The organism is Actinomycetospora sp. NBC_00405 (assembly GCF_036044095.1).
In the GTDB taxonomy this organism is placed as follows: Bacteria; Actinomycetota; Actinomycetes; order Mycobacteriales; family Pseudonocardiaceae; genus Actinomycetospora; species Actinomycetospora callitridis.
On sequence record NZ_CP107938.1, the window covers coordinates 2,165,433 to 2,188,464 of the forward strand.

Here is a 23,032-nt window from a genome sequence, read left to right on the forward strand (position 1 = left end):
CGATCCTGCCCCTGCCGGTCGCGAAGGGGGTCCCGAGGGGTGGAGCAGTTCCTGTCGTATCCCGACCAGTGGCGCCTGCTCGCGCCACTGGGGCTGGCCGTCGTGCTCTGCACGCTCATCGGGCTGGAGCGCGAGCTGGCGGCGAAGAGCGCCGGACTGCGCACGCACACGCTGGTCGGGGTCGGGTCGGCCGCATTCATGCTGATCTCGAAGTACGGCTTCGACGACCTGCTCTCCTCCCCCGACATCGACCTGGACCCTTCGCGGGTCGCGGCCCAGATCGTCTCCGGGATCGGGTTCATCGGCGGCGGCCTGATCTTCGTGCGCCGCGACGCGGTCCGCGGTCTGACGACGGCGGCCACGGTCTGGGCGGCGGCCGCGGTGGGCACCGCGTGCGGCGCAGGCCTACCGCTGCTCGCGGTGGCGGGCACGGCCGTGCACTACCTCGTGACCCGCGGCTACCGGCCGCTGGCGCGGATGATCACGCGCTCGTCGACCGTGCCCCGCGACCTGCACCTCTCCTACGCCGACGGACGCGGGGTGCTGCGCGCGGTGCTGTCGATCTGCACCGAGCGGGGGTTCTCGGTGGCGGGGATGCACGTCGACCGCGAGGACTCCTCCGACGGCGTCGAGGGCACCACCCGCGTCGCCTCGGTGACCCTGTCGCTCGCGGGACGGGGCTCGCTCGCACCGCTGTCCGGCGAGCTCTCCGAGCTCCCGGGCGTGCTCGCGGTCGGGGTGCCGACCGAGGAGGAGTGAGCGGTCAGGCCGTCTCGCCGTAGGCCCGGCTCTGCAGTGAGAACAGGTCCCGGTAGAGGCCGCCCGCGGCCATGAGCTCGTCGTGGGTGCCCTGCGCGACCACCCGGCCGGCGTCGAGGACGACGATGCGGTCGGCGGTGCGGACGTTGGCCAGACGGTGGGTGACGAGCACCGTGAGGCGGTCGCCGCCCGCGGACAGCTCGCGCAGCGCGGTGAACACGGCGTCCTCGGCGCGGGCATCGAGCGCGGCGGTGGGCTCGTCCGCGACGACGAGCGGGGCGTCGCGGTAGAGGCCGCGGGCGACGGCCATCCGCTGCCACTGGCCGCCGGAGAGGTCGCGGCCGCCCTGGAACGCGCGGGAGAGCACGGTGGCCGGACCGCGGGGCAGGTCGGCGAGGACGTCGGCGGCGCCGGAACGAGCCACGGCGTCGCCGTAGGCACGGTCGCCGGGATCGTCGCGGTCGAGCCGCCCGATGCGCACGTTGACGTCGGCGCGCACCGGCCACCGGACGGGGTCCTGCTGGACCAGGGCGACGTGCTCGAGCGCGTCCGCCGCGTCGGTCCCGCGCAGGTCCCGGCCGTTCCAGCGGACCCGTCCCGCGGTCGGCAGGTAGAGCCCGACCAGCAGCTTCGCCAGTGTCGACTTCCCCGACCCGTTCTCCCCGACCAGCGCCACCACCTCGCCGCGGTGCAGGGTGAGCGAGACGTCGGTGAGCGCCGACTCGTCCTGCCCGGGGTAGCGGAAGGACACCCCGTCGAGCTCGACGACCTCGGGCGGGCCGGGCGCCGGGCCGGCCGTCTCGCGCCGCCGCGATCGCGCCTCGTCCAGGCACCGGGTGTAGAGCTCCACGAAGAGCCCGGCCTCGAACAGCAGGTTCGCGCCGTACACGGCGGTCACCACCGCCGTGCGGGCCGATCGCATCGCGACGACCGCCGTGCCGGCCAGCGGCAGCGGGAGCCCGCCCGCGTAGAGCAGGAGGCCGACGACCCCGTAGCCGAGCGCGGTGGCGAGCCCGGAGGCACCGCGACCGGCCGTGACCAGCAGGTTGCGGCGCTGCTCGACCCTGATGCCCTCCCGGGCCAGCTCCGTCGCGAGACGCTCGTGCTCGGCGGCGAGCACGCCGCCCACCGTGAACGCGCGGACCTCGGCGGCGTTGTCGCGGCCCGCGATGAGGTCGCCGACGACCGCGAGACGGCGTGTCTGGGAGGTGGTGCGCAGGACCGACGCGAACATCAGACGCACGCCCGACACGGCGGCCCACGCCTGTGGCAGGCCGGCGAGCAGCACGACCGGCGCGAGGACCGGGTGGACCAGACCGGCCGCGACGACCGCGGCGACGACGGCGACCAGGCCGCTGACCAGGTCACCCACCGTCTCGGCGCCGCGGCGGATCCGCCCCAGGGAGTGCTCGGCGCGCTCGAGCAACGAGGTGAAGTCGGCGTCGTCGAAGGCGACGAGGTCCACGCCGACGAGCGCGGTGTAGAGCTCGGTCTGGGCGCGCTGCTCGATGCGCGGCACGAGCTCGGCCGTGACCGCGCCGACCGCCGACTCGAGCAGACCCCCGAGCATCAGCGCACCGGCGACCACGGCGAGGGCGGGCAGCGCGTCGACCACGCGCTCGGGCGTCGGCCCGGCTGCGAGGAGCTGGGTGAACACGTCGGCGGTCGCCAGCAGCCCGAACGCGCCGACGACGCCGGAGGCGAGGTGCACGACGGCCGCGAGCAGCGTCGCGCCGCGCGAGGCCTGCCAGGCCCAGCGCACGAGCACCGCGGCCGTGCGCGGCACCGAGTGCGCGACGGTGACGATCCCCGCCCGCGCCGTGGCCTCGAGGCCGACCGCCCAGGTCGGTGTCTCCAGCTCGTCGGCACCGATCAACGGCGCCCGGTTCCCCCCGGTGTCCCCCACACACCCAGTGTGGGCCGGGCCTCACTCCTCGAGCAGGCCCTCGGGGGGATCGAGGACGAGCCGCCCGCCCGGGACGTCGACCTGGGTGACGATCGCGGCGACGAACGGGATCAGCACCTCGCCGCCGTCGGGGCGCCGGACGGCCAGCAGCTCGCCGCCCGCGCCGTGGAGCACGTCGGTGACGGTGCCGACGGGCGTGTCGTCGGCGAGCACCACGGCGAGGCCCTCGAGCTGGTGGTCGTGGAACTCGTCGGGGTCGTCGGGCTCCTCGGCCAGCGGCGGCGCGGTGAGCTCCGCGGTCCGCAGGGCCTCGGCGGTGTCGCGGTCGGTGATCTCCTCGACCGTGACCAGCAGCCGCTCCCCGTGGCGGCGGGCGGCGATCACCGTCAGCTGCCCGGCCCCGGACACACGTCGGCCCCGCACCGAGAGCACGACACCCGGGGTGAACCGGGCGTCGACGTGATCGGTGCGGGGCTCGACGACGAGCTCGCCGCGCAGGCCGTGGGCCTTGACGACCCGTCCGACGACGCGGTCGTCGGACGCGGCGTCCTTCATCGTCGGCGCGTCAGCGATCGGTGTCGACCACGTCGACCCGCACGCCACGGCCACCGATGCCGCTCACGACGGTGCGCAGCGCGGTGGCGGTGCGGCCGTTGCGACCGATCACCTTGCCGAGGTCGTCGGGGTGGACCCGGACCTCGAGGGTGCGGCCGCGGCGGTTGGTGACGAGGTCGACGGCGACGTCATCGGGGTGGGCGACGATCCCGCGCACGAGGTGCTCGAGCGCCTCGGCGAGCTCGCTCACTCCGCGGAGCCGGAAACCTTGGCCAGCTCCTCGTTGAAGCGGGCCTGCTTGTCGACCTTCTGCGGCTGCGGCTTCAGCTTGCCCTCGGCGCCGGGGAGGCCCTTGAACTTCTGCCAGTCGCCGGTGACCTTCAGCAGGCTGTGCACCGGCTCGGTGGGGATGGCCCCGACCCCGAGCCAGTACTGCGCGCGCTCAGAGTTGATCTTGATGTCGCTCGGCTCGCTCTTCGGGTGGTACTCACCGATCTGCTCGATGACGCGACCGTCCCGGCGGTTCTTGGCGTCCGCGACCACGATGCGGTAGTGGGGCTCGCGGATCTTGCCCATGCGGGCCAGCTTGATCTTGACAGCCACTGCTCTGAGTGCTCCTCGGTCGGTGGTGCTCGGGGCCGCCCGGCCGGGGTGGGGACCTCGGGGACGGCGTGCCCGCTCGTGCATGAGGACCGCCTGCGTGAGGCGGCCACGGTGACCCGTGAATTGTGCCAGACGGCCACTCAGGCGAACGGCGCGAGGGTGACCCCGGCCTCGCGCAGGGCGTCGGCGACGCGGCGGGCCGAGGCGACGGCACCGGGGCTGTCGCCGTGCAGGCACAGGGACACCGCGGCCGTGGGCAGCTCGGTGCCGTCGACGGCGACGATCACCCCGTCGGCGGCCAGTCGCCGGGCGCGCTCGACGACGGCGTCGTTGTCGGGCAGCAGCGCGCCGGGCTCGGAGCGGGGCACCAGCGTCCCTTCCGGGGTGTAGCCGCGGTCGCCGAACGCCTCGGCGTGCGTGGTGAGGCCCGCCTCCGCCGCCCGCGCGAGCAGCCGCGAGCCGGGCAGGCCCAGCACCGGCAGGCCGGCCTGCCGCGCCGCCTCGACGACGGCACGGGCCTGGGCGTCGTGGTGCACGACGGCGTTGTAGAGCGCGCCGTGCGGCTTGAGGTACGCGACCTCTCCCCCGGCGGTGCGGGCGAACTCCCGCAGCGCGCCGACCTGGTAGAGCAGGTCGGCGGTCAGCTCCGCGGGATCGGCGTCGACGAAGCGGCGCCCGAAGCCCGCGAGGTCGCGGTAGGAGACCTGGGCGCCGATCACCACGCCCCGCTCCACCGCCCGCGCGCAGACCCGGCGCATGGTCGCGGGGTCGCCGGCGTGGAACCCGCAGGCCACGTTCGCCGAGGTCACGACGTCGAGCAGGGCGTCGTCGTCGGTCAGCGACCAGATCCCGAAGCCCTCGGCGAGGTCGGCGTTGAGGTCGAGGGTCGCGCTCACACCCCGCAGCCTAGGACGGACGGTCCCTTGACCTGGAGCGTGATCGAGGGCGCAGGCTGTGCCCATGACCGATCAACGACCGGCGACGGTCGAGCCCTCCCCGCCCGAGGGTGCGGACCCGCCGGTCCGCGTCGGCCTGCTGCTCGGGGTGCTGCTGGTCTCGGTCACCGTCGCCGTGCTCGCCAACAGCATGGTGCTGGTCCTGGTACCGGAGATCGGCCGGGACTTCGTGGCCTCCCCCGGCGGCCTCGCCTGGGTCGTCACGGCGTTCTCGCTGACGTTCGCGGTGACGACCCCGCTCTACGGCCGGGTCGCCGACGTCTTCGGGGTCCGGCGGGTGTTCGCGTTCGGGCTCGCGGTGTTCATCGCCGGCTCGCTGCTCGCCGGGCTCGCGCCCGACATCGGCTGGCACCTCGTCGGCCGCGTCCTGCAGGGCGGGGGCAGCGCGGCGGTGCCGGCGCTGGGCTCGGTGGCCATCGCCCGGGCGCTGCCGCCGGGACGCCGGGGGTTCGGCTTCGGGATCGTCGGCACCGGCGTCGGTGCGGGGCAGGCGCTCGGCCCGCCGCTCGCGGGGTTCGTCGCCGAGGTCGCCGGGTGGCGGTGGCCGTTCCTCGGTGCCGCGTTGCTGATCACGCCGCTGCTCTTCCTCGCGCCGCGGGTCCTGCCCGACGGGCGCCCGGACGCCGACGCCACGTGGCGCCAGATCGACCTGATCGGCGGCGTCCTGCTCGGGGCGGCCGTGGGCCTCGGGCTCTTCGGGCTCACGCGCGGCCAGCAGGTGGGCTTCGGGGCGGCGTCGTCCTGGGGCGCGGCGCTCGCGGCCGTGCTGCTCGCGGCCGGGTTCGTCGTCCGCATCCGCCGCACGCCGCGGCCGTTCGTGCCGCCGGCCCTGCTCACCCACGGCCCGTTCGTCAACGCCGTGGGCGTCGGGTTCCTCGGGATGTTCGGCTACCTCGGCACGATCCTGCTGGTGCCGCTGCTCGTCGCGACGGTCAACGGGCTCGGTGTCGGGCAGGTGGGACTCGTGCTGCTGCCCGGGGCGCTCGCCGTCGCCCTGCTCTCCTCGCCCGCCGGGCGGCTCTCCGACCGCCTCGGCCCGCGCCGGCTGGTGGGCATCGGCCTGGGCATCCTCGCCGCGGCCGCGCTGACGCTCTCGACGGCGGCCGGCGGGTCGGCCGTGCTCCTGTCCGGGGTGACGTTCGCGCTCGGGGTCGGCCTCGCGTCGATCACGTCACCGCTGATCAACGCCGTGGCCGCCGCCGTGCCCACCGAGCACGCGGGCGTCGGCCTCGGCCTCTACCAGGGCGCGTTCTTCCTCGGCGGCGGCACGGGCGCCGCGGTGCTCGGCACGGTGCTCGCGGCCCGCACCAGCGCCGGGACCGGCTCGTGGAACCCGCTGCACGACGGCGCGGGCGGGGCGTTCTCCGACGCGCTGCTCGTCGTCGGCGGCGTCCTCGTCGTCGCGATCCTGCTGTCGCGGCGGCTGCCCGCTCGCAGCTCGCTCACCTGAGGCTCGTGCCCGCCCGCAGCACCAGCGACGGCTCGCGGAGGGCGTCGGTGTCGACGCGCGGGTCGCGGTCGACGACGACGAGGTCGGCGGGCGCGCCGTCCACGAGGCCCGGACGACGCAGCCAGTCGCGCGCGGCACCGCAGGCCGCCTCGAGCGCGCGGGCGGGACCGAGACCCACCTGCGCCAGGGCCGCGATCTCGTCGACGATGCGGCCGTGCACGATCCCGCCGCCGGCGTCGGTGCCGGCGAAGACGGGCACGCCGGCCTCGATCGCCGACGCGACCGTGGCCGAGGCGCGGGCGTGCAGCTCGCGCATGTGCGTGCCGTAGCGCGGGAACTTCTCGCCGGCCGCGTCGGCGAAGGCCGGGAAGTTCTCGACGTTGATCAGCGTCGGCACCAGCACCGTCCCGCGCTCGACCATCATCGCGATCGTGGTGTCGGTGAGACCGGTGCCGTGCTCGATGCCGTCGATGCCGGCCCCGATCAGCCCGGGCAGCGCGTCCTCCCCGAACACGTGGGCCGTGACCCGTGCGCCCTCGGCGTGCGCGGCGTCCATGGCCGCCTTCAGGACGTCCTCGGGCCACAGCGGGGCGAGGTCGCCCTCCTCGCGCTCGATCCAGTCGCCGACGAGCTTCACCCACGGGTTGGAGCGGGCCTGCTCGGCGACCAGCGCCGGCAGCTCCTCCGGGGAGTCCGCCTCGATCGGCAGGCCCCGGATGTAGCGCTTGGGCCGGGCGAGGTGGCGGCCGGCCCGGACGATCTCGGGCATCCGCGGGTCGTCGTCCAGCGGGCGGGTGTCGACCGGGGTGCCGCAGTCGCGCAGGAGCAGCGCCCCGGAGGCGGCGTCGGTGTGCCCCTGCGCGCGGGCCTCCTCGAGGTCGACGGGGCCGTCGGGCCCGATACCGACGTGGCAGTGGGCGTCGACGAGACCCGGCAGGATCCAGGCCCCGTCGGCCACCGTCGGCGCGTCGGGCACCGGGTCGAGGCTGATCCGGCCCTCGGCGGTGACCCACAGCTCGCCGACCCGTTCGCCCTCGGCGGTGCCGTCGAGCAGCACGCCGCGCAGGTGCAGGGGTCCCGGAGAGGTCGGCGACGACATGCCGGGGAGGGTAGCGACGCTCAGGCCGCCGCGTAGGTCGGCAGCGCGAGGGCGGAGTGCTCCGGGCGGCCCCCGTCCGCGACGAGGCTCCCCGAGCCCCGCAGCGCCGCGTCGCGCCGGACGATGTCCTCCTCGGTACGCGGGACGATCACGGTCTGCCCGCCGTCGGCCAGCGCCTGGTTCCGCGTCACGAAGTCGCGCAGCCTGCGCTCGTAGCGCGCGAAGCCCTCGCGGGGCGTCGGGGCCGCCGCGAGCTCCCCGGCGAGCACGTACGCGCCGACGAGCGCCAGGCTGGAGCCCTGCCCGGACAGGAACGACGGCGCGTGGGCCGCGTCGCCGACCAGCCCGACCCGGCCCGTCGACCAGTGCGGCATGCGGATCTGGCTCACGACGTCGAAGAACACGTCGTCCGCCGCCCGCATCCCGGCGACGAGGGCCGGCACCTCCCACACGTCGTCCCCGGCGAACCGCGCGGCGACGAGGTCGCGCTGGGTGCGCGGGTCGCGGAAGGCCTCGAACGGCGGAGTCTCGCGGGTGAAGCTGAGGAAGCCGTGCACCTGGTCGGTGTCGCCGACGGCGTAGATCACCGCGCCGCGGCCGGGCACGCTCCAGAGGGTGCCCTCGTGGGACATGCCGAAGGAGTTCGGCATCGTCCAGCCGGCGAAGCAGTATCCGAGGTAGCGGTGGAACTGCTCCTCGGGCCCGAACGCGAGCGCGCGGGTGGCCGAGTGCAGCCCGTCGGTCCCGACGACGAGGTCGAAGCGTCGGCGGCCGCCGCCGGTGAACGTCACGTCGACCCCGTCGCCGTCGTCGTCCAGCCCCGGAGACGAGCACCCGTGATGTCGGCATGACACACTCCTTTACCTACGTTTGGTATCTTTCTCGCGACGGACGACGTCCTCGACCTCGTTCGATCCTGGCCAATCATATACCTAACGTAGGTATCTGACGAGGAGCTCTCGTGCCCCCGGAGTCCGATCTGCTCGGCGAGCTGCTGCCCCGCCTGACCCGGCTCTCCGCCGTGCTCACCCGCAGCCCGGTGATCGAGGACGCCCAGCGGGCGGCCGGGGCCGCACTCGACCGGCCCGGCATCGGGGTGCTCACGGCGCTGCGTCTCGCGGCCCGACCGATGCGGATCGGCGAGATCGCCGAGAACCAGCAGGTGGCCGGGCCGCACGTGACGCGGACGGTCACCGGCCTGGAGCAGCGCGGCATGGTCCACCGCGTCACCGACCCCGACGACCAGCGCGCCCGACTCGTCGAGCTGACCGACGAGGGCGCGGCCGCCGCCGACCGCTACGTGCAGACGGTGTTCGGGTTCTTCACCGACGCGATGGCCGAGTGGTCCGCCGAGGACCAGCGGACGCTGGGACTGCTCCTGGGCCGGCTCGTCGACGACATCGCCGCCCGGCTGGCGACGCCGTGAGCGACTCCCCCGGCGTCGACGACGTGCACGCCCTGGCCCTCGGCGTGCCCCACGTGACGGTGGTCGAGGGACCGAAGGGCAACGCCGTCTACCAGGTCGGCGGGAAGTCGTTCGTGTTCTTCCGGACGCCCCGGCCCGACGCCGCCGACCCCGTGACCGGTGAGAGGTACACCGACGTGATCATGTTCTGGGTCGAGTCGGAGGAGGACAAGGACGCCCTCGTGCGCGACCCGTCCAGCCCGTTCTTCACCACGCCCCACTTCGACGGGCACCTCTCGGTGCTGCTGCGCGCGGTGGACCTGCCGCGGCTCTCGCGCGACGAGCTCACCGAGATCGTCCAGGACGCCTGGCTGGCGCGCGCCTCGAACCGCCGGCGGGAGCGCTGGCTCGCCGCGCAGCAGCGCTGAACTACTTGCGCTTCTTCTTGTTGCCCTTCTTCGAGCTGCGCGAGCCCTCGCCACCGCCCGCGCCGGGGAAGCTCAGCGCGCCCGGGTCGAAGCCCGCCGGGAGCTCGTTCATGCCCGCCAGGGCCGGCGGGAGCTGGTTGAGGCCCGGGGTCTGGTAGCTGCCGACGGAGCGCTCGCCGCGGTCCGCCGACTGACCGGCGCTCTCCGAGGCGATGCCGGCGATCGCGGGCATCGACTTCGGGCCCTTGCGGACCTGCTTGCCCGCCTTCGCCGCCTGGCGCTTGCCCTTGCGGCCGCCACCCATGCCGGGCAGGCCGAACTGGCCGGCCATGTTCTTCATCATCTTGCGGGCCTCGAAGAACCGCTCCACGAGCTGGTTGACGTCGGTGACGCCGACGCCGGAGCCGTTGGCGATGCGCAGCCTGCGCGACCCGTTGATGATCTTCGGGTCGGCCCGCTCGGCCGGGGTCATGCCGCGGATGATCGCCTGGACACGGTCGAGGTGCTTCTCGTCGAGCCCGGAGAGCTGGTCCTTCATCTGCGCGGCGCCGGGGAGCATCCCCAGGACGTTCGCGATCGGGCCCATCTTGCGGACGGCCATCATCTGCTCGAGGAAGTCCTCGAGGGTGAGCTCGCCGGAGCCCATCTTCGCGGCGGCGGCCTCGGCCTGGCCCTCCTCGAAGGCCTGCTCGGCCTGCTCGATGAGGGTGAGCACGTCGCCCATGCCGAGGATGCGCGAGGCCATCCGGTCGGGGTGGAAGACGTCGAACTCGTCGAGCTTCTCGCCGTTGGAGGCGAAGAGGATCGGCTGCCCGGTCACCTCGCGGACCGACAGTGCGGCGCCACCACGGGCGTCGCCGTCGAGCTTGGTGAGCACGACGCCGGAGAACCCGACCCCGTCGCGGAAGGACTCGGCGGTCGTGACCGCGTCCTGACCGACCATCGCGTCGAGGACGAACAGGATCTCGTCCGGGGTGACGGCGTCGCGGATGTCCGCGGCCTGGCGCATCAGCTCCTCGTCGACACCGAGACGGCCCGCGGTATCGACGACGAGCACGTCGTACTGGCGGCTCTTCGCGTCGGCGACGGCCCGGCGGGCGACGTCCACGGGGTCGCCGACGCCGTTGCCGGGCTCGGGGGCGAACACCTCGACGCCGGCGCGCTCGCCAACGATCTGGAGCTGGTTCACCGCGTTCGGGCGCTGGAGGTCGCAGGCCGCGAGCATCGGGGTGTGGCCCTGGCCCTTGAGCCAGTGCGCGAGCTTGCCCGCGAGCGTCGTCTTACCGGAGCCCTGCAGGCCGGCGAGCATGATCACCGTCGGCGGGTTCTTGGCGAACCGCAGCCGGCGGGTCTCCCCGCCGAGGATGCCGACGAGCTCCTCGTTGACGATCTTGACGACCTGCTGGGCGGGGTTCAGCGCCTCGGAGACCTCGGCGCCGAGGGCCCGCTCCTTGACCTTCCGCACGAACGCGCGCACCACCGGCAGCGCGACGTCGGCCTCGAGCAGCGCGATGCGGATCTCGCGCGACGTGGTGTCGATGTCGTTCTCGGAGAGCCGGCCCTTGCCGCGCAGGTCGGACAGGACCGACGTGAGACGGTCGGACAGGGTGTCGAACACGGTTGGACCCACTCCCGGAATCGCGCGCCGCGGCCCGTTGTGCGACCCGGCGTCCTCGTCACAACCCTAACCGGCGGCCCGGGACGGTCCGACCGCTGCCAGCCGATCCCGGGCTCAGCCCGCGGGCGGCGTGGGGGTCGAGGGCCGGGTCGAGGGCCCGGTCGCGGCGGCGGCCAGCACGACCTCCTCCACCTTGCGGCGGCGCTCCGTGTCGAGGCCCTGGTGCTCCGCGGTCTCGAGGCAGAACGCGTCGAGCACCGAGGTGCCCAGCGTCGACACCCGCGCCCACCGGACGTCGAGCTCCTGCTCCTCGAGCACCGCGGCCACGCGGTGCAGCAGGCCGATGCGGTCGCTGGTGCGCAGCTCGAGCACCACCGCGCCCGTCGCCTCGTCGTCGAACCACACGACCCGGCTCGGTGCGGGCGCGGGGCCCGGCCGGTCGTAGTCGCGCTCCTTGGCCTCGAGGCGGGCGGGCAGGTCGAGCGAGCCCCGCAGCACGCGGACGAGGTCCTCGCGCAGCAGCGACGCCTCAGGCAGGCGCCCGAAGCGCGGCGAGACGGTGAACGCGTCGACCGCGACGCCGTCGTGCTCCCCGAGGTCGGCGGTGTGCACCTGCAGGGAGTGCAGCGCCAGCACGCCGGCGGCGCGCGAGAGCAGGCCCGGTCGGTCCGGCGCGGCGACGGTCATGGTGATCGTCGTCAGGTCGCCCTCCCCGGAGATCGAGACCTCCGGGCGCCCGCTGTCGGACACCGCGTGGGCCAGGGCGATCGCCTCGTCGGACAGCGGCGACGGCCCGGGCACCGGTCCCCCGGACATGACGACACGGCAGCGGCGCACCAGGTCGCCCATCAGCGTCGCCCGCCACGACGTCCAGACCCCCGGGCCGGTGCCGAGCGAGTCGGCCTCGGCGAGGGCGTGCAGCAGCTCGAGCAGGACGGGGTCGGCGCCCAGGGTCTCGACGACGCGCTCGACGGTCGCCGGGTCCTCCGGGTCGCGGCGCGAGGCGGTGTGCGGCAGGAGCAGGTGGTGACGCACCATCGCGGCGAGCGTCTCCACGTCCGCGGGCCACAGGCCGAGGCGCCGCCCGATGTGGCGGGCGAGGCGCTCGCCGACCTCGGAGTGGTCCTCGTCGCGGCCCTTGCCGATGTCGTGCACCAGCGCGCCGAGCAGCAGGAGGTCGGGGCGTGACACCTGCGTCGTCAGCTCCGCGGCGCGGCGGGTGACCTCGACGAGGTGGCGGTCGACGGTCCAGACGTGCGAGCGGTCCCGCGGGGGCAGGTCGCGCACCGCGCCCCACTCGGGGAACAGCCGGCCCCACAGCCCGGTGCGGTCCAGGGCCTCGATGACGTCGACGGTGCCCTCGCCGGCGCCGAGCAGGGCCAGGAGCTCGCTCAGCGCTGCGCGCGGCCACGGCTCGCGCAGCTCCGGCGCGGCGTCCGCGAGGCGGTGCAGGGTGCCCGCGGCGATCGGCAGCTGGGTGCGCGCCGCCGTCGCCGCGAGGCGGAGCACCAGGGCCGGGTCGCGCGAGACCTGCGCGTCGCGGGCGAGGACCACCTCACCCGCGTGCTCGACCACCCCGTCGTCGAGCGGCCGGCGCGCCGGCGGGCGGCGCAGCGCGGCCAGACCCCGGCGCGGCAGCGCGGAGCGCGCCGAGCGCAGGGCGGTGTCCGTGGCGAAGACGACGGTGCGCGCCGCGCCGGACAGGGCGCGCGCGAGGTCGAATCGGTCGGTGACGCCGAGATCGCCCGCGGCGGCCGACACGACCTCGTGGGCGTCCTCCGCCTGCATCACGTCGCGGGCCCGGCCGGCCCGGCGGTGCAGCTCCACGCGCAGGTCGAGCATCAGGCGCCGCGCGTCCTGGACGTCGACGGTGGGTCGGTCCACCAGCTGCGCCGCGGAGAGCGCGTCGAGCAGCTGGATGTCGCGCAGACCCCCGTGGCCGTTCTTGAGGTCGGGCTCGATGCGGTGCGCGACCTCGCCCGAGCGCTCCCAGCGCGTCGCCGTGGTCGCGACGAGGTCGTCGAAGCGGTTCCGGATGCCCGCGCGCCACGCCTGACGGGCCGTGGCGGCCAGGCGCTCGGCGAGGTCCGGGTCGCCCGCGAGGTGGCGGACCTCGAGCAGGCCCAGCGCCACCCGCAGGTCGGTGGTGGCGACCTCGATGGCCTCGCCCACCGTGCGCACCGAGTGGTCCAGCCCGATCCCGGCGTCCCAGAGCGGGTACCAGAGCGCGTCCGCGACGCGGGAGATGCGCTCCTTGTCCCCCCGCCGGCCGCGCCCGTCGTGCACCAGCACGAGGTCGAGATCGGAGTGCGGCGCGAGCTCCCGGCGCCCGAGGGCACCGACCGCCACCAGCGCCGAGCCCTCCCCCACGCCCACCGACGCGGCGCGCGAGGAGAGCCAGAAGTCGTGCAGTTCCACGAACGCCTCGCGCAGCGCGCCCGGTCCCAGGCGCCGCGCCCCCGGCGGCGGGTCGAGCAGCGCGTCCCGCGCCCGGACCAGGTCCGAGGCGTCGCCGTGGCCGCTCGGGGTGCCGATCCGCGCGTCGGTGCCCGAGGGTCCGGTCCCGCTCCGCTGCGCGTCCGTCGCCATCCGCCCCCACGTCCTCTCCGGCGCGCTCGACGGCGGCCTCCGTTCGTGCCCCGCACCGGGAAACGGGCGGGTCCCACCGAGCACGCGGGTGACGACGACGCCGGGTCCCCGTGGCGGGGGCCCGGCGTCGTCGTCCGGCGGTTACAGGGCGTCGGCCCCGCGCTCGCCGGTGCGCACGCGCACCACGGTCTCGACCGGGGTCACCCAGACCTTCCCGTCACCGATCTTGCCGGTGCGGGCGGTCTCGGCGATCGCGTCGACGACCTTCTCCGCGGCGGTGTCGTCGGTGACGACCTCGATGCGGACCTTCGGGACGAAGTCCACGGAGTACTCGGCACCCCGGTAGACCTCGGTGTGGCCCTTCTGGCGGCCGTAGCCCTGGACCTCGCTGACGGTCATACCCAGGACCCCCAGCTGCTCGAGGGCCCCCTTGACGTCCTCCAGCACGAACGGCTTGATGATCGCCGTCACCATCTTCATCTCGTTCAGCCCTCCTTACCGGCAGTCGCGGTGACCTGCGTCGGGGCGGACAGTGTGGAGTGCGACGACCCGAAGCTGCCACCGCTGCGCAGGCTCGAGAAGTCGTAGCCCGACTCGGCGTGCTCGCCCTCGTCGACGCCCGCGGCCTCGCTGTCGTCCTCGACGCGCAGGCCCATGACCGCCTTGATGATCAGAGCGATGATCGCGGTGACGATGCCCGAGTAGGCGATCACGGCGATCGCGGCGATGGCCTGGATGCCGAGCTGGCCCCAGCCGCCGCCGTAGAAGACGCCCGTGGCCTCGGCCGGGGAGCCGTCCCAGGCGAAGAAGCCGATGAGCAGCGTGCCGAGCAGACCGCCGACGAGGTGGACGCCCACCACGTCGAACGAGTCGTCGAAGCCCAGCTTGTACTTGAGGCCGACGGCGTAGGCGCAGCCGATGCCGGCGATGAAGCCGATGGCCATGGCGCCGAGCGGGGTCACCGCGGCACAGGCCGGGGTGATGGCGACGAGGCCGGCGACGATGCCCGAGGCGGCGCCGAGGGAGGTGGCCTTGCCGTCGCGAATCTGCTCGATGATCAGCCAGCCGCAGATGGCGGTGCAGGTGGCGACCACGGTGTTCAGGAACGCGTAGGCGGCGGAGTAGTTCGCCACGGCGGCCGAGCCGGCGTTGAAGCCGAACCAGCCGAACCACAGCAGACCGGCGCCGAGCATGACCATCGTCAGGTTGTGCGGGCGCATGGCCTCACGCGGCCAGCCACGGCGCCTGCCCAGCACGATGCAGAGCACCAGGGCGGCGGTACCGGCGTTGATGTGGACGGCCGTACCACCGGCGAAGTCCACCGCGCCGATGCCGTTGGCGATCCAGCCGGCGTCGAGGTCGAACACCCAGTGCGCGACCGGGAAGTAGACCAGCGTCGCCCAGAGGATGGAGAAGACCATCCACGAGTTGAACTTCATGCGGTCCGCGGCGGCACCGGCGATGAGGCCGACCGTCAGGATCGCGAACATGGCCTGGAAGGCCACGAAGGCGATGTCGGGCAGGCCGTCGGTCTGCACCGTCTCGGACAGCAGGCTCGAGAGCATGAAGTACTGGCCGGGGTTGCCGAGGAGGCCGCCACCCACGTCGTCGCCGAACGACATCGAGTAGCCGAAGATGACCCACAGCACGCCCACGGTGGCGGTCGTGCTGAACACCATCATCATCATGTTGAGGACGCTCTTCGAGCGAGCCTGGCCGCCGTAGAACAGCGCCAGGCCCGGCGTCATGAGCAGGACCAGCGCCGTGCTGGTCAACATCCAGGCGATCGTTCCGCTGTCGAGTTCCACGGTCAGCAGATTCCCTTCGTCGCGGTGAGACCGGTTTCGAAGAGCGAGAATGGAGAGCGCGTGTTTCGCGCAGCGGCGCGTTCCGTTTCACCGCAGTTAACACGGGTCCGTTCGATGTGACGTTCATGTTTCCCGGGCGTCGTGACGGGTCCCGGTGAGACCTCGGTCATGACGCTCCGCGATCACGACGTCCCCGACCGGTCTACTGCGCGCTCCGGACGAGGCAGAACGGGTTGCCCTCGGGGTCGAGGAAGACGCGGAACGACTCCCCCGGCTGGTGCTCGTGCTTCGTCGCACCCGCCTCGAGCACGGCCGCCTCGCCCGCGTCGAGATCGTCGACCTCGAGGTCGAGGTGGGACTGGAGCGCGCCCTCCTGCGGCCACGCCGGGGCCTTCTTCTCCGGGGCGAGCTGGAAGGCGAGGGACGGCCCGCCGCCGCCGTCGAGCTCCACCCAGTCGTGGTCGGTCTCGGACTCGGCGACGGGGAGCCCCACGAGCCGCGAGTAGAAGCGCGCGAGCGCCATCGGCTCGGGGGTGTCGAGGACGGTCAGCTGCAGGCGTGCGATGCCGGTCATGCCCCCGGAGGCTAGGGGCGGGGACCGTCAGCGCAGGAGCGCGTCCACGAACGCCTCGGGCTCGAAGGGCGCGAGGTCGTCCGGGCCCTCGCCGAGGCCGACGAGCTTGACCGGGACGCCCAGCTCACGCTGCACCTGGAACACGATGCCGCCCTTCGCGGTGCCGTCGAGCTTGGTCAGCACGACGCCGGTGACGTCGACGACCTCGCCGAACACCCGCGCCTGGGTCAGCCCGTTCTGGCCGGTGGTCGCGTCGAGGACGAGCAGGACCTCGTCGACCTCGGCCTGGCGCTCGACGACCCGCTTGACCTTGCCCAGCTCGTCCATCAGCCCGGTCTTGGTGTGCAGGCGGCCCGCGGTGTCCAGCAGGACGGCGTCGACCCCGGAGTCGGTGCCGCGCTTGACGGCGTCGAAGGCGACGCTGGCGGGGTCGGCGCCCTCCTTGCCACGCACGGTCTCCGCACCGGCGCGCTCGCCCCAGGTCGCGAGCTGCTCGGCCGCGGCGGCGCGGAACGTGTCGGCGGCGCCGAGGAGCACGACGTGCCCGCTGCCGACGAGGACCCGGGCGAGCTTGCCGGTCGTCGTGGTCTTCCCCGTGCCGTTGACCCCGGCCACGAGCACCACGGCGGGCCGCCCGTCGTGGGACAGCGCGCGCACCGAGCGCTCCATGTCCGGGCCCAGGGACTCGATGAGGACCTCGCGGAGCAGCTCGCGGGCCTGGTCGGGGGTCCGGACGCCCCGAGACGCGATGCGCTCGCGCAGCTTGGCGACGATCTCCTGCGTGGTCGACGAGCCGAGGTCGGCCATGAGCAGCGTGTCCTCGACCTCCTCCCACGAGTCCTCGTCCAGGTCGCCCGCGCCGAGCAGACCGAGCAGGCCCTGCCCGAGCGTCGAGCGCGACCGGCCCAGCCGCCCGCGCAGGCGCTCCAGCCGACCCTCCGCCGACGGGATCTCCTCGGTCGGCGCCGCCGGGGCGACCGTCGCACCGGTGGGCGGCGCGACGGTCTCGGTGGTGTCCGCGGTGGTGGTGTCCGCGGTGGTGGTGTCCGCGGTGGTGGTGTCCGCGGTGGTGGTGGACGGTTCGGCGGTCTCGGGCTCGGCCGTGGCCGGCTCGACGGCCACGGGCCCGACGGTCTCGGGCTCGAGGGTCTCCGGCTGGGCGGCCTCGGCCTCGGCGGCCTCCGGGGGCGCGGTGGCCTGGGGGCCGGCGACGCCGGGCTCGACGGTGACACCCGGGCCCGTCGAGCCGGTGTCGGTGTCGGTGTCCGTGTCCGTGTCGAGGTCCGGGGCGGCCTCCGGCGCCGTGGCCTGGGGGCCCGCGGTGTCGAGGCGTTGCCCGGGGTCGGCGGGTTCCGGCGTCGGCTCGGGGGTCGGCTCGGGGGTCGGCTCGGGGGTCGGCTCGGGGGTCGGCTCGGGGGTCGGCTCGGGCGTCGGCTCGGGACGGGGCGGGGCGAGGGTGGACGTGCCGCTGCCCGCGCTGAAGTTGAACCCGCCGCCGGCCTGGTAGGTGCCCTTGCTCGGCTTGGCGGCCTCCTCCTCCTGCTCGGCCAGGGAGACCCGCCGGCGTCGGCGCAGGTAGAGGCCGATGCCCAGGACGATGAGCAGGAGCACGACCACGGCCGCGGCCACGATCGCGGCGAGAACGCCGGGCGGCAGGGTCCCGGTCCCGGCCGCGAGCACCGCGTGCGACACATGGTCGGGCGAGGTCGGGTCGGGCAGGGAGGTCAACGGCGAGCTCCGGAACGACACGACGCTCAGTCTCCCAGCCGGGCGTGGTGGCGGCGCGCCGCCGGGTCACCCGGGCCCGAGGGTCGTCGCCCACGCTGAGGACGCTTCGAAAACCGAAGCGTCTCCAGCACGGGGTCACTTGCCGCGGGGCGGACGACCGCGACTCCCCGCGGCGCGGTCAGGCGACGAGCAGCACGAGCGCGGCGACGAGCAGCGCGAGCACCGCCAGACCCCCGAGGGCGAGGAGCGCCGCGCACACGGGGAGGCCGGCGGTGCGCTGCCGGGCCGGGCCGAGCGAGCCGGCGAGCCGCGGCAGCGCGGGCGCCCGGTAGAACACCTCGACGGTGTGGCCGGCGGCGACCGGCACGGCGTCGGCGACATGGCCCCAGCCGTTCCGCCCGCCCTCGACCTCGATCTCCACGAGGTGGCGTCCCGCCGGCAGGTCGATCGGGGTGCGTCCCCAGGCGAACCGCCAGGGCAGGCCGTCGACGCTCACCGCGACCTTGCGGGCGCCGAGGTGCGGGCTGAGGCGGCAGTACGAGCTGTCGATCACCAGGCGGCCGCTGGGCTCCGGCGCCGGCTCGGGTGCGGGGACGACGGTCCGCAGGCGCACGAGCGGACCGGACGGGACGCCGGACCCGACACGGGCGTGCCGGCCGGTGCTCGGTCCGTCCGGCACGGGTTCGGGGACGGGCGACAGCACCGGGGCGCCGGCGGGGGCGGCGTGGGCCGGGTGGGTTGGACCGTGTCGCACCGCCGTCATGTCCGCCCCCCGTCGTCAGCCCTCTGACCAGCACGGTAGAGGCGCCTCGCGCCCGCGGGGAGCCCACGGGGGCGTCGTCCCGCTCGCCCGAACCGGGCGTCTTCGACTACACAGTGCGACCTCGAGGCACAGAACGTGGTCAGGTCGGAGTGGGAGTCTCCGCGAACGGGCCGGGGGCGTCGGCCCCACGCAGGCGCTGCGAGATGACCGCGGTGATGCCGTCACCGCGCATGCTCACGCCGTACAGGGCGTCGGCGATCTCCATCGTCGGCTTCTGGTGCGTGATGATCACCAGCTGGGAGCTGCGGCGGAGCTCGGCGAGCAGGCCGATCAGCCGGCGGAGGTTGGCGTCGTCCAGCGCGGCCTCGACCTCGTCGAGCACGTAGAACGGCGAGGGTCGGGCGCGGAAGATCGCCACGAGCATCGCGACCGCCGTCAGGGACTTCTCCCCGCCGGAGAGCAGCGAGAGCCGCTTGACCTTCTTGCCGGGCGGGCGGGCCTCGACCTCGACGCCGGTGGCCAACAGGTCGTCGGGATCGGTGAGCACGAGCCGGCCGTCGCCGCCCGGGAACAGCACCGGGAACACGGCCTCGAACTCGCGGGCGACGTCGGCGAAGGCGCCCGCGAAGACGTCGAGGATCGTGGCGTCGACCTGCGAGACGACCTCGAGGAGGTCGCGTCGGCTGTTCTTGACGTCCTCGAGCTGCGTCGACAGGAACCGGTAGCGCTCCTCGAGCGCCGCGTACTCCTCCAGGGCGAGCGGGTTGACCTTCCCGAGTGTGCCCAGCTCCTTCTCCGCACGGGTGGCCCGGCGCTGCTGCGTGGCGCGGTCGAAGGGCTCGGACGGCGGCATGACGACCTGCTCGCCGCGCTCCCGGGCCGCCTCGACCTCGGCCACCTCGCCCGCGGGCGGCGGGATCGGCACGTCCGGGCCGTACTCGCCGACCAGGTCGTCGAGTCCGATGCCGAAGCGCTCGCCGATCCCGGACTCCATCTGCTGCAGCCGGGTGCGCTGCTCGGCGCGGACGACCTCGTCGCGGTGCACCGCGTTCGTGAGACGTTCGAGGCCCGCCTGGAGCTCCCGCTGGCGCTCGCGGGCGGTCTCGAGCTCGCCGGCACGGGCCGTGCGCACCGAGGCCGCCGCGTCGCGGGCCTCCGCCGCACGGGCGAGCGAGACCTCGAGCCGCTCCAGGGCGTCGCGCCCGTGCCGCACCGCCTCCTCGGTGAGCGCCGCGGCCCGGGCCCGGGCGCGGGCCCGCTCCTGCGCCCGCGCGCGCTGCTCGCGCTCCCCGCCGCGCGGCGGCGCAGACCCTCGGCGCGCCCGGTGACCGCGCGCAGCCGCTCCTCGGCGGTGCGCAGGGCGAGCCGGGCGTCGACCTCGACCGAGCGGGCGGCCGTCAGGGCGGCGGACGCCGCGTCGCGCTCGGCGGCGTGGTCGTCGGCGTCGGCGCCTGCCGCGTCGTCGGCGGCCTCGTCCTGGGCCATCGCCAGGCGCTCGGTGAGCTCGTCGAGCTCGGCGCGCCGCTCGTCACGGGCCCTCTCGACGGCCGCCTGACGCTCGGTGAGGCGCTGGGCCTCGGCCTCCGCGCCGCGCACGGTCTCGGTGAGCCGGCCCAGGCGCCGAGCGGCCTCGGCGCGGGCGGCGTCGTCGGCGGCGCGGCGGGCGTCGGCGGCCCGGCGGGCCTCGGTGTCGGCGCGACGACGGTCGTCGCGGACCTGGCGGGCGACGCCGACCTCGGCGCGTGCCGCCGACTCGGCCTCCTTGGCGGCCTCGAGGCCGGCGTCGACCTCGCGGATGCGGCGGTCGGCGGCGGCGAGCCGGTCGCCCGCCTCGTCCGCGGCCGCCTGCATCTCCAGCAGGCTCTGGTTGCCCGACGGGCCGCCCTCCGCCCAGTCGGCGCCGAGGAGGTCGCCGGCGCGCGTCACCGCCCGCAGGTGGGGGTGGTCGCGGACGACCGTGCGGGCGGCGGCGAGGTCGTCGACGACCACCGTGCCGGCGAGGACGCGGGCGACGGCGCCGGCGAGGTCGTCGGGGGCGCGGACGAGGTCGGCGGCCCAGCGGGCACCGGCGGGCGGATCGCCCGGGGACGCCTCGGCCGCCCCTCCCCCGATTCTCGGGTCGACCCCCGCTTCGCTTCGTCTCCCGGCGACCAGCAGCCCCGCCCGCCCTCCCTCCGCGGCGTGCAGCTCGGCGAGCGCGTCGGCGGCGGCGTCGGTGCCCGTCACCGCCACCGCGTCCGCGGCCAGGCCCAGCGCCGCGGTGACCGCGTCCTCGTGACCCGGCGTCACCCGCAGCAGCGCGGCCACCGACCCGAGCACCCCGGGCACCCGGTCGGACGCGCCGAGCAGCGCGCCGGCGCCGTCGCGCCGGGTGAGGCCGAGCGCGAGGGCGTCGGTGCGGGCCTGCCAGTGCGCGCGGTCGCGCTCGGCGTCGCGGTGGGCCGCGCCGGCGCGGTCGACCTCGGCGCGCGCCGCCTCGTGGCGCTCGACGGCGGCGTCGAGCGCGGCCTCGGGGTCGGGGGCGTCCGGGTCGTCGACCACGGCTCCGGGGGCCTCGTCGTCGTGGTCCGCCGTCGCCGGACCGGACTCCTCCTCGGCCGCGGCGAGCTCCTCGCGGGCGGCCCCGGCGCGCTCGTGGGCCTCGGTGAGCGACGACGCGATCTGCGTGAGCTCCTCGGTGGAGGAGGCCAGGCGCCCGCGCAGCGTCTCGACCTGCCCGGCCAGGCGCGCCACGCCCTCGCGGCGGTCGGCGGCGGCGCGGGTGGCCGCGGCGAGGCGGCGCTCGGCGGTGGTGAGCGCGTCCTCGGCGGTCTCGCGCTGCTCCGCATGGCCCTCGAGGATCGCGCGGGCCTCGGCGACCTCCTCCTCGAGCGTCGCCTCGTGCCCCGCGGCCTCGTCGGCCTGGCGCTCGAGGTCGTCGGGGTCCGGGCCGGTGGGCGCGTCCTGGGCCGTCGCGACGTGACGGTGGCGCTCGGCGGCGAGCGCGACGGTGCCGCGCAGGCGCTCCTGCAGCGCCGAGAGGCGGTACCAGCCCTCCTGGGCACGGGTGTGCGCCGGCGTCGCGGCCTCGACCGCGGCCTCGAGCGCCGCGACCCGCTCGCCCACCTCGGCCAGCGCGCGCTCGGTCTCGTCGCGCCGGGCCCGGGCGGCGTCCTCGTCGGCCTGCTCGCGCTCGATCTGATCGCGCAGGGTCACCAGGTCGTCGGCGGCCAGGCGCAGGCGGGCGTCGCGCAGGTCGGCCTGGATGGTCTGGGCGCGCCGGGCGATCTCGGCCTGCCGGCCCAGCGGCTTGAGCTGGCGACGGAGCTCGGTGGTGAGGTCGGACAGGCGCGTGAGGTTCGCCTGCATCGCCTCGAGCTTGCGGAGCGCCTTCTCCTTGCGCTTGCGGTGCTTGAGGACGCCCGCGGCCTCCTCGATGAACGCCCGCCGCTCCTCGGGCCGCGACTGCAGGATCGCGTCGAGCTGGCCCTGGCCGACGAGCACGTGCAGCTCGCGGCCGATGCCGGAGTCCGAGAGGAGCTCCTGGACGTCGAGCAGGCGGCAGCTGCTGCCGTTGATCTCGTACTCGCCCGCGCCGGAGCGGAACACGCGCCGGGTGATCGACACCTCGGCGTAGGAGATGGGGAGCGCGCCGTCGGAGTTGTCGATGGTCAGCGTGACCTCGGCGCGGCCCAGCGGGGCGCGCCCCGAGGTGCCGGCGAAGATGACGTCCTCCATCTTGCCGCCGCGCAGCGCCTTGGCCCCCTGCTCGCCGAGCACCCAGCTGATCGCGTCGACCACGTTGGACTTGCCCGACCCGTTGGGCCCGACCACGCACGTGATGCCCGGCTCGAAGCGCAGCGTCGTCGAGGACGCGAAGGACTTGAAGCCCTTGAGCGTCAGGCTCTTCAGGTGCACGCGGACGTCCCTCCCCCGCCGGTGTGCCGGGACGCTACCCGCGGGGCCCGACAGGGGGACGGACCACCCGAAACGTCGGAGGTCAGTGCGGTCACCCACCGTTTACGGGCGAGGACCATCGGTGACCCGGGTGACATGGCAACCGCAACGCACTACCTCGAGATCAACGCCCCGGCTGCCCAGTGCTACCAGTGGTGGCGTCCGCTGACCAACCTGCCGCAGATCATGGACGACGTGAGGTCGGTCGACCCCAAGGACGGCTCGGCGGACGTGACGCACTGGGTCGTCGACGGCCCCCTCGGCAAGACCGTCGAGTGGGACGCCAAGATCATCGACGAGGAGACCGACCGCAAGATCGCGTGGAAGTCGCTCGAGGAGAGCAACAACCACGTCGAGACCGGCGGTGCGGTCCGTTTCGACCCCCACGGTGACTCCACCGGCGTCGAGGTCAGCCTCCACGTGCAGACCCCCGGCGGCTCCGCGGGCGACGCCGTCGCAAAGCTGTTCGCCGACCCGCAGAAGAAGATCGAGAAGGCGCTCGAGGAGTTCAAGCAGCTCATGGAGCGTTCCTCGCAGAACGTCTGAGCCTCCCCGCTCCGTCGTCCGGGCCCCGCGTCGCGCTGCGATGCGGGGCCCGATGCGTCTCCGCTCGCGGTCCGGGGGAGCTACGCTCGACGACGTGACCGAGCCGGGATACACCGAGGACGGCGTCCCCACGTTCGAGCACGTCCGCGAGACGATCGAGCGCCGGGCGACCACGGCCGCGGGCTACGAGGAGCTGGTCTCCGAGAGCCCCGAGGGCCAGGACCGCGCCGAGCGCGAGGCGAAGCACGACAGCGACGCCCGCGACAAGCTCGAGGAGATCCGGCGCTCGCTGCGCGGCGAGGGCTGATC

Annotated in this window: 19 protein-coding genes and 2 pseudogenes; 6 read left to right on the forward strand and 15 right to left on the reverse strand. The window is 74.8% G+C overall.

Annotated features, from left to right (window positions below; all coding sequences use genetic code 11):
• Positions 1 to 39: 39 nt before the first annotated feature.
• Entirely contained in the window at positions 40 to 759 is a 720-nt protein-coding gene (locus OG774_RS10695; RefSeq protein WP_328309234.1) for an MgtC/SapB family protein, read from the forward strand.
• 4 nt (positions 760 to 763) lie between these two features.
• Here the strand turns inward: OG774_RS10695 and OG774_RS10700 are convergent, their stop codons facing one another.
• The 5 genes and pseudogenes from OG774_RS10700 to OG774_RS10720 form a co-directional block, all read right to left on the reverse strand.
• Positions 764 to 2,665 (reverse strand): ABC transporter ATP-binding protein, encoded by a 1,902-nt coding sequence (locus tag OG774_RS10700; RefSeq protein WP_328309236.1) that lies wholly within the window; start codon positions 2,663 to 2,665, stop codon positions 764 to 766.
• Between the two features lie 21 nt (positions 2,666 to 2,686).
• Positions 2,687 to 3,220, reverse strand: a complete 534-nt coding sequence (rimM, locus tag OG774_RS10705) for a ribosome maturation factor RimM (protein ID WP_328309237.1) — start codon at positions 3,218 to 3,220, stop codon at positions 2,687 to 2,689.
• A gap of 10 nt (positions 3,221 to 3,230) precedes the next feature.
• Positions 3,231 to 3,470, reverse strand: coding sequence for an RNA-binding protein (locus OG774_RS10710; RefSeq protein ID WP_274189061.1), 240 nt, complete (start codon positions 3,468 to 3,470; stop codon positions 3,231 to 3,233).
• A gap of 20 nt (positions 3,471 to 3,490) precedes the next feature.
• Positions 3,491 to 3,823 (reverse strand): annotated as a pseudogene (gene rpsP / locus OG774_RS10715) (30S ribosomal protein S16); the annotation flags it as partial.
• Positions 3,824 to 3,963: 140 nt separating this feature from the next.
• On the reverse strand, positions 3,964 to 4,719 hold the full coding sequence (locus tag OG774_RS10720; protein ID WP_328309238.1) for a LamB/YcsF family protein: 756 nt from the start codon (positions 4,717 to 4,719) through the stop codon (positions 3,964 to 3,966).
• Positions 4,720 to 4,783: 64 nt separating this feature from the next.
• Here OG774_RS10720 and OG774_RS10725 point away from each other — a divergent pair, with 64 nt between their 5' ends.
• Positions 4,784 to 6,229, forward strand: a complete 1,446-nt coding sequence (locus tag OG774_RS10725; RefSeq protein WP_328309240.1) for an MFS transporter — start codon at positions 4,784 to 4,786, stop codon at positions 6,227 to 6,229.
• Here the strand turns inward: OG774_RS10725 and OG774_RS10730 are convergent.
• Positions 6,222 to 7,328 carry an amidohydrolase family protein gene (locus tag OG774_RS10730; RefSeq protein WP_328309242.1) on the reverse strand — a complete coding sequence of 369 codons (1,107 nt, stop codon included), beginning with the start codon at positions 7,326 to 7,328 and terminating at the stop codon, positions 6,222 to 6,224. The genes OG774_RS10725 and OG774_RS10730 overlap by 8 nt on opposite strands.
• A gap of 20 nt (positions 7,329 to 7,348) precedes the next feature.
• Positions 7,349 to 8,182, reverse strand: coding sequence for an FAD-dependent monooxygenase (locus OG774_RS10735; protein WP_328309244.1), 834 nt, complete (start codon positions 8,180 to 8,182; stop codon positions 7,349 to 7,351).
• A 107-nt stretch (positions 8,183 to 8,289) separates the two neighbouring features.
• Here OG774_RS10735 and OG774_RS10740 point away from each other — a divergent pair, with 107 nt between their 5' ends.
• Both OG774_RS10740 and OG774_RS10745 read left to right on the forward strand, forming a co-directional pair.
• Positions 8,290 to 8,754: a MarR family winged helix-turn-helix transcriptional regulator gene (locus OG774_RS10740; RefSeq protein ID WP_328309247.1), complete on the forward strand. Its 465-nt coding sequence runs from the start codon at positions 8,290 to 8,292 to the stop codon at positions 8,752 to 8,754.
• Entirely contained in the window at positions 8,751 to 9,161 is a 411-nt protein-coding gene (locus OG774_RS10745) for an MmcQ/YjbR family DNA-binding protein (RefSeq protein ID WP_328309249.1), read from the forward strand. Before OG774_RS10740 ends, OG774_RS10745 begins: the two co-directional genes overlap by 4 nt.
• A gap of 1 nt (position 9,162) precedes the next feature.
• Here OG774_RS10745 and ffh read toward each other — a convergent pair whose 3' ends face one another.
• The 8 genes and pseudogenes from ffh to smc all read right to left on the reverse strand — a co-directional run bounded on the left by ffh (position 9,163) and on the right by smc (position 22,138).
• Positions 9,163 to 10,779 carry a signal recognition particle protein gene (ffh, locus tag OG774_RS10750; RefSeq protein WP_328309251.1) on the reverse strand — a complete coding sequence of 539 codons (1,617 nt, stop codon included), beginning with the start codon at positions 10,777 to 10,779 and terminating at the stop codon, positions 9,163 to 9,165.
• Positions 10,780 to 10,893: 114 nt separating this feature from the next.
• Positions 10,894 to 13,368 (reverse strand): [protein-PII] uridylyltransferase, encoded by a 2,475-nt coding sequence (locus OG774_RS10755; protein ID WP_328309253.1) that lies wholly within the window; start codon positions 13,366 to 13,368, stop codon positions 10,894 to 10,896.
• A gap of 141 nt (positions 13,369 to 13,509) precedes the next feature.
• Positions 13,510 to 13,848: a P-II family nitrogen regulator gene (locus tag OG774_RS10760; protein WP_133824904.1), complete on the reverse strand. Its 339-nt coding sequence runs from the start codon at positions 13,846 to 13,848 to the stop codon at positions 13,510 to 13,512.
• Positions 13,849 to 13,853: 5 nt separating this feature from the next.
• The gene (locus tag OG774_RS10765; RefSeq protein WP_328309258.1) at positions 13,854 to 15,146 is read right to left on the reverse strand and encodes an ammonium transporter; all 1,293 of its coding nucleotides are present in this window, start codon (positions 15,144 to 15,146) and stop codon (positions 13,854 to 13,856) included.
• A gap of 232 nt (positions 15,147 to 15,378) precedes the next feature.
• Positions 15,379 to 15,750 carry a VOC family protein gene (locus OG774_RS10770; protein ID WP_328309260.1) on the reverse strand — a complete coding sequence of 124 codons (372 nt, stop codon included), beginning with the start codon at positions 15,748 to 15,750 and terminating at the stop codon, positions 15,379 to 15,381.
• A gap of 27 nt (positions 15,751 to 15,777) precedes the next feature.
• Positions 15,778 to 17,499, reverse strand: a complete 1,722-nt coding sequence (gene ftsY / locus OG774_RS10775) for a signal recognition particle-docking protein FtsY (protein WP_442873972.1) — start codon at positions 17,497 to 17,499, stop codon at positions 15,778 to 15,780.
• 157 nt (positions 17,500 to 17,656) lie between these two features.
• Positions 17,657 to 18,232 (reverse strand): hypothetical protein, encoded by a 576-nt coding sequence (locus OG774_RS10780; RefSeq protein ID WP_328309262.1) that lies wholly within the window; start codon positions 18,230 to 18,232, stop codon positions 17,657 to 17,659.
• Between the two features lie 148 nt (positions 18,233 to 18,380).
• Positions 18,381 to 22,138 (reverse strand): annotated as a pseudogene (smc, locus tag OG774_RS10785) (chromosome segregation protein SMC).
• A gap of 135 nt (positions 22,139 to 22,273) precedes the next feature.
• Between smc and OG774_RS10790 the strand changes: the two are divergent.
• Together OG774_RS10790 and OG774_RS10795 are read left to right on the forward strand one after the other, a co-directional pair.
• A complete protein-coding gene (locus OG774_RS10790; RefSeq protein WP_328309264.1) occupies positions 22,274 to 22,723 on the forward strand; it encodes an SRPBCC family protein in 450 nt (149 codons plus the stop codon).
• 94 nt (positions 22,724 to 22,817) lie between these two features.
• Positions 22,818 to 23,030: a hypothetical protein gene (locus OG774_RS10795; RefSeq protein WP_328309266.1), complete on the forward strand. Its 213-nt coding sequence runs from the start codon at positions 22,818 to 22,820 to the stop codon at positions 23,028 to 23,030.
• Positions 23,031 to 23,032 lie beyond the last annotated feature (2 nt).

Excerpts from the sequence above, each read along its gene's own strand:
- OG774_RS10770 (WP_328309260.1), bottom strand. The coding sequence starts at position 15,750 with ATGACCGGCATCGCACGCCTGCAGCTGACCGTCCTCGACACCCCCGAG.
- OG774_RS10755 (WP_328309253.1), bottom strand. The coding sequence starts at position 13,368 with ATGGCGACGGACGCGCAGCGGAGCGGGACCGGACCCTCGGGCACCGAC.
- OG774_RS10790 (WP_328309264.1), top strand. The coding sequence starts at position 22,274 with ATGGCAACCGCAACGCACTACCTCGAGATCAACGCCCCGGCTGCCCAG.
- OG774_RS10760 (WP_133824904.1), bottom strand. The coding sequence starts at position 13,848 with ATGAAGATGGTGACGGCGATCATCAAGCCGTTCGTGCTGGAGGACGTC.
- OG774_RS10765 (WP_328309258.1), bottom strand. The coding sequence starts at position 15,146 with ATGTTGACCAGCACGGCGCTGGTCCTGCTCATGACGCCGGGCCTGGCG.
- rimM (WP_328309237.1), bottom strand. The coding sequence starts at position 3,220 with ATGAAGGACGCCGCGTCCGACGACCGCGTCGTCGGACGGGTCGTCAAG.
- OG774_RS10725 (WP_328309240.1), top strand. The coding sequence starts at position 4,784 with ATGACCGATCAACGACCGGCGACGGTCGAGCCCTCCCCGCCCGAGGGT.
- OG774_RS10730 (WP_328309242.1), bottom strand. The coding sequence starts at position 7,328 with ATGTCGTCGCCGACCTCTCCGGGACCCCTGCACCTGCGCGGCGTGCTG.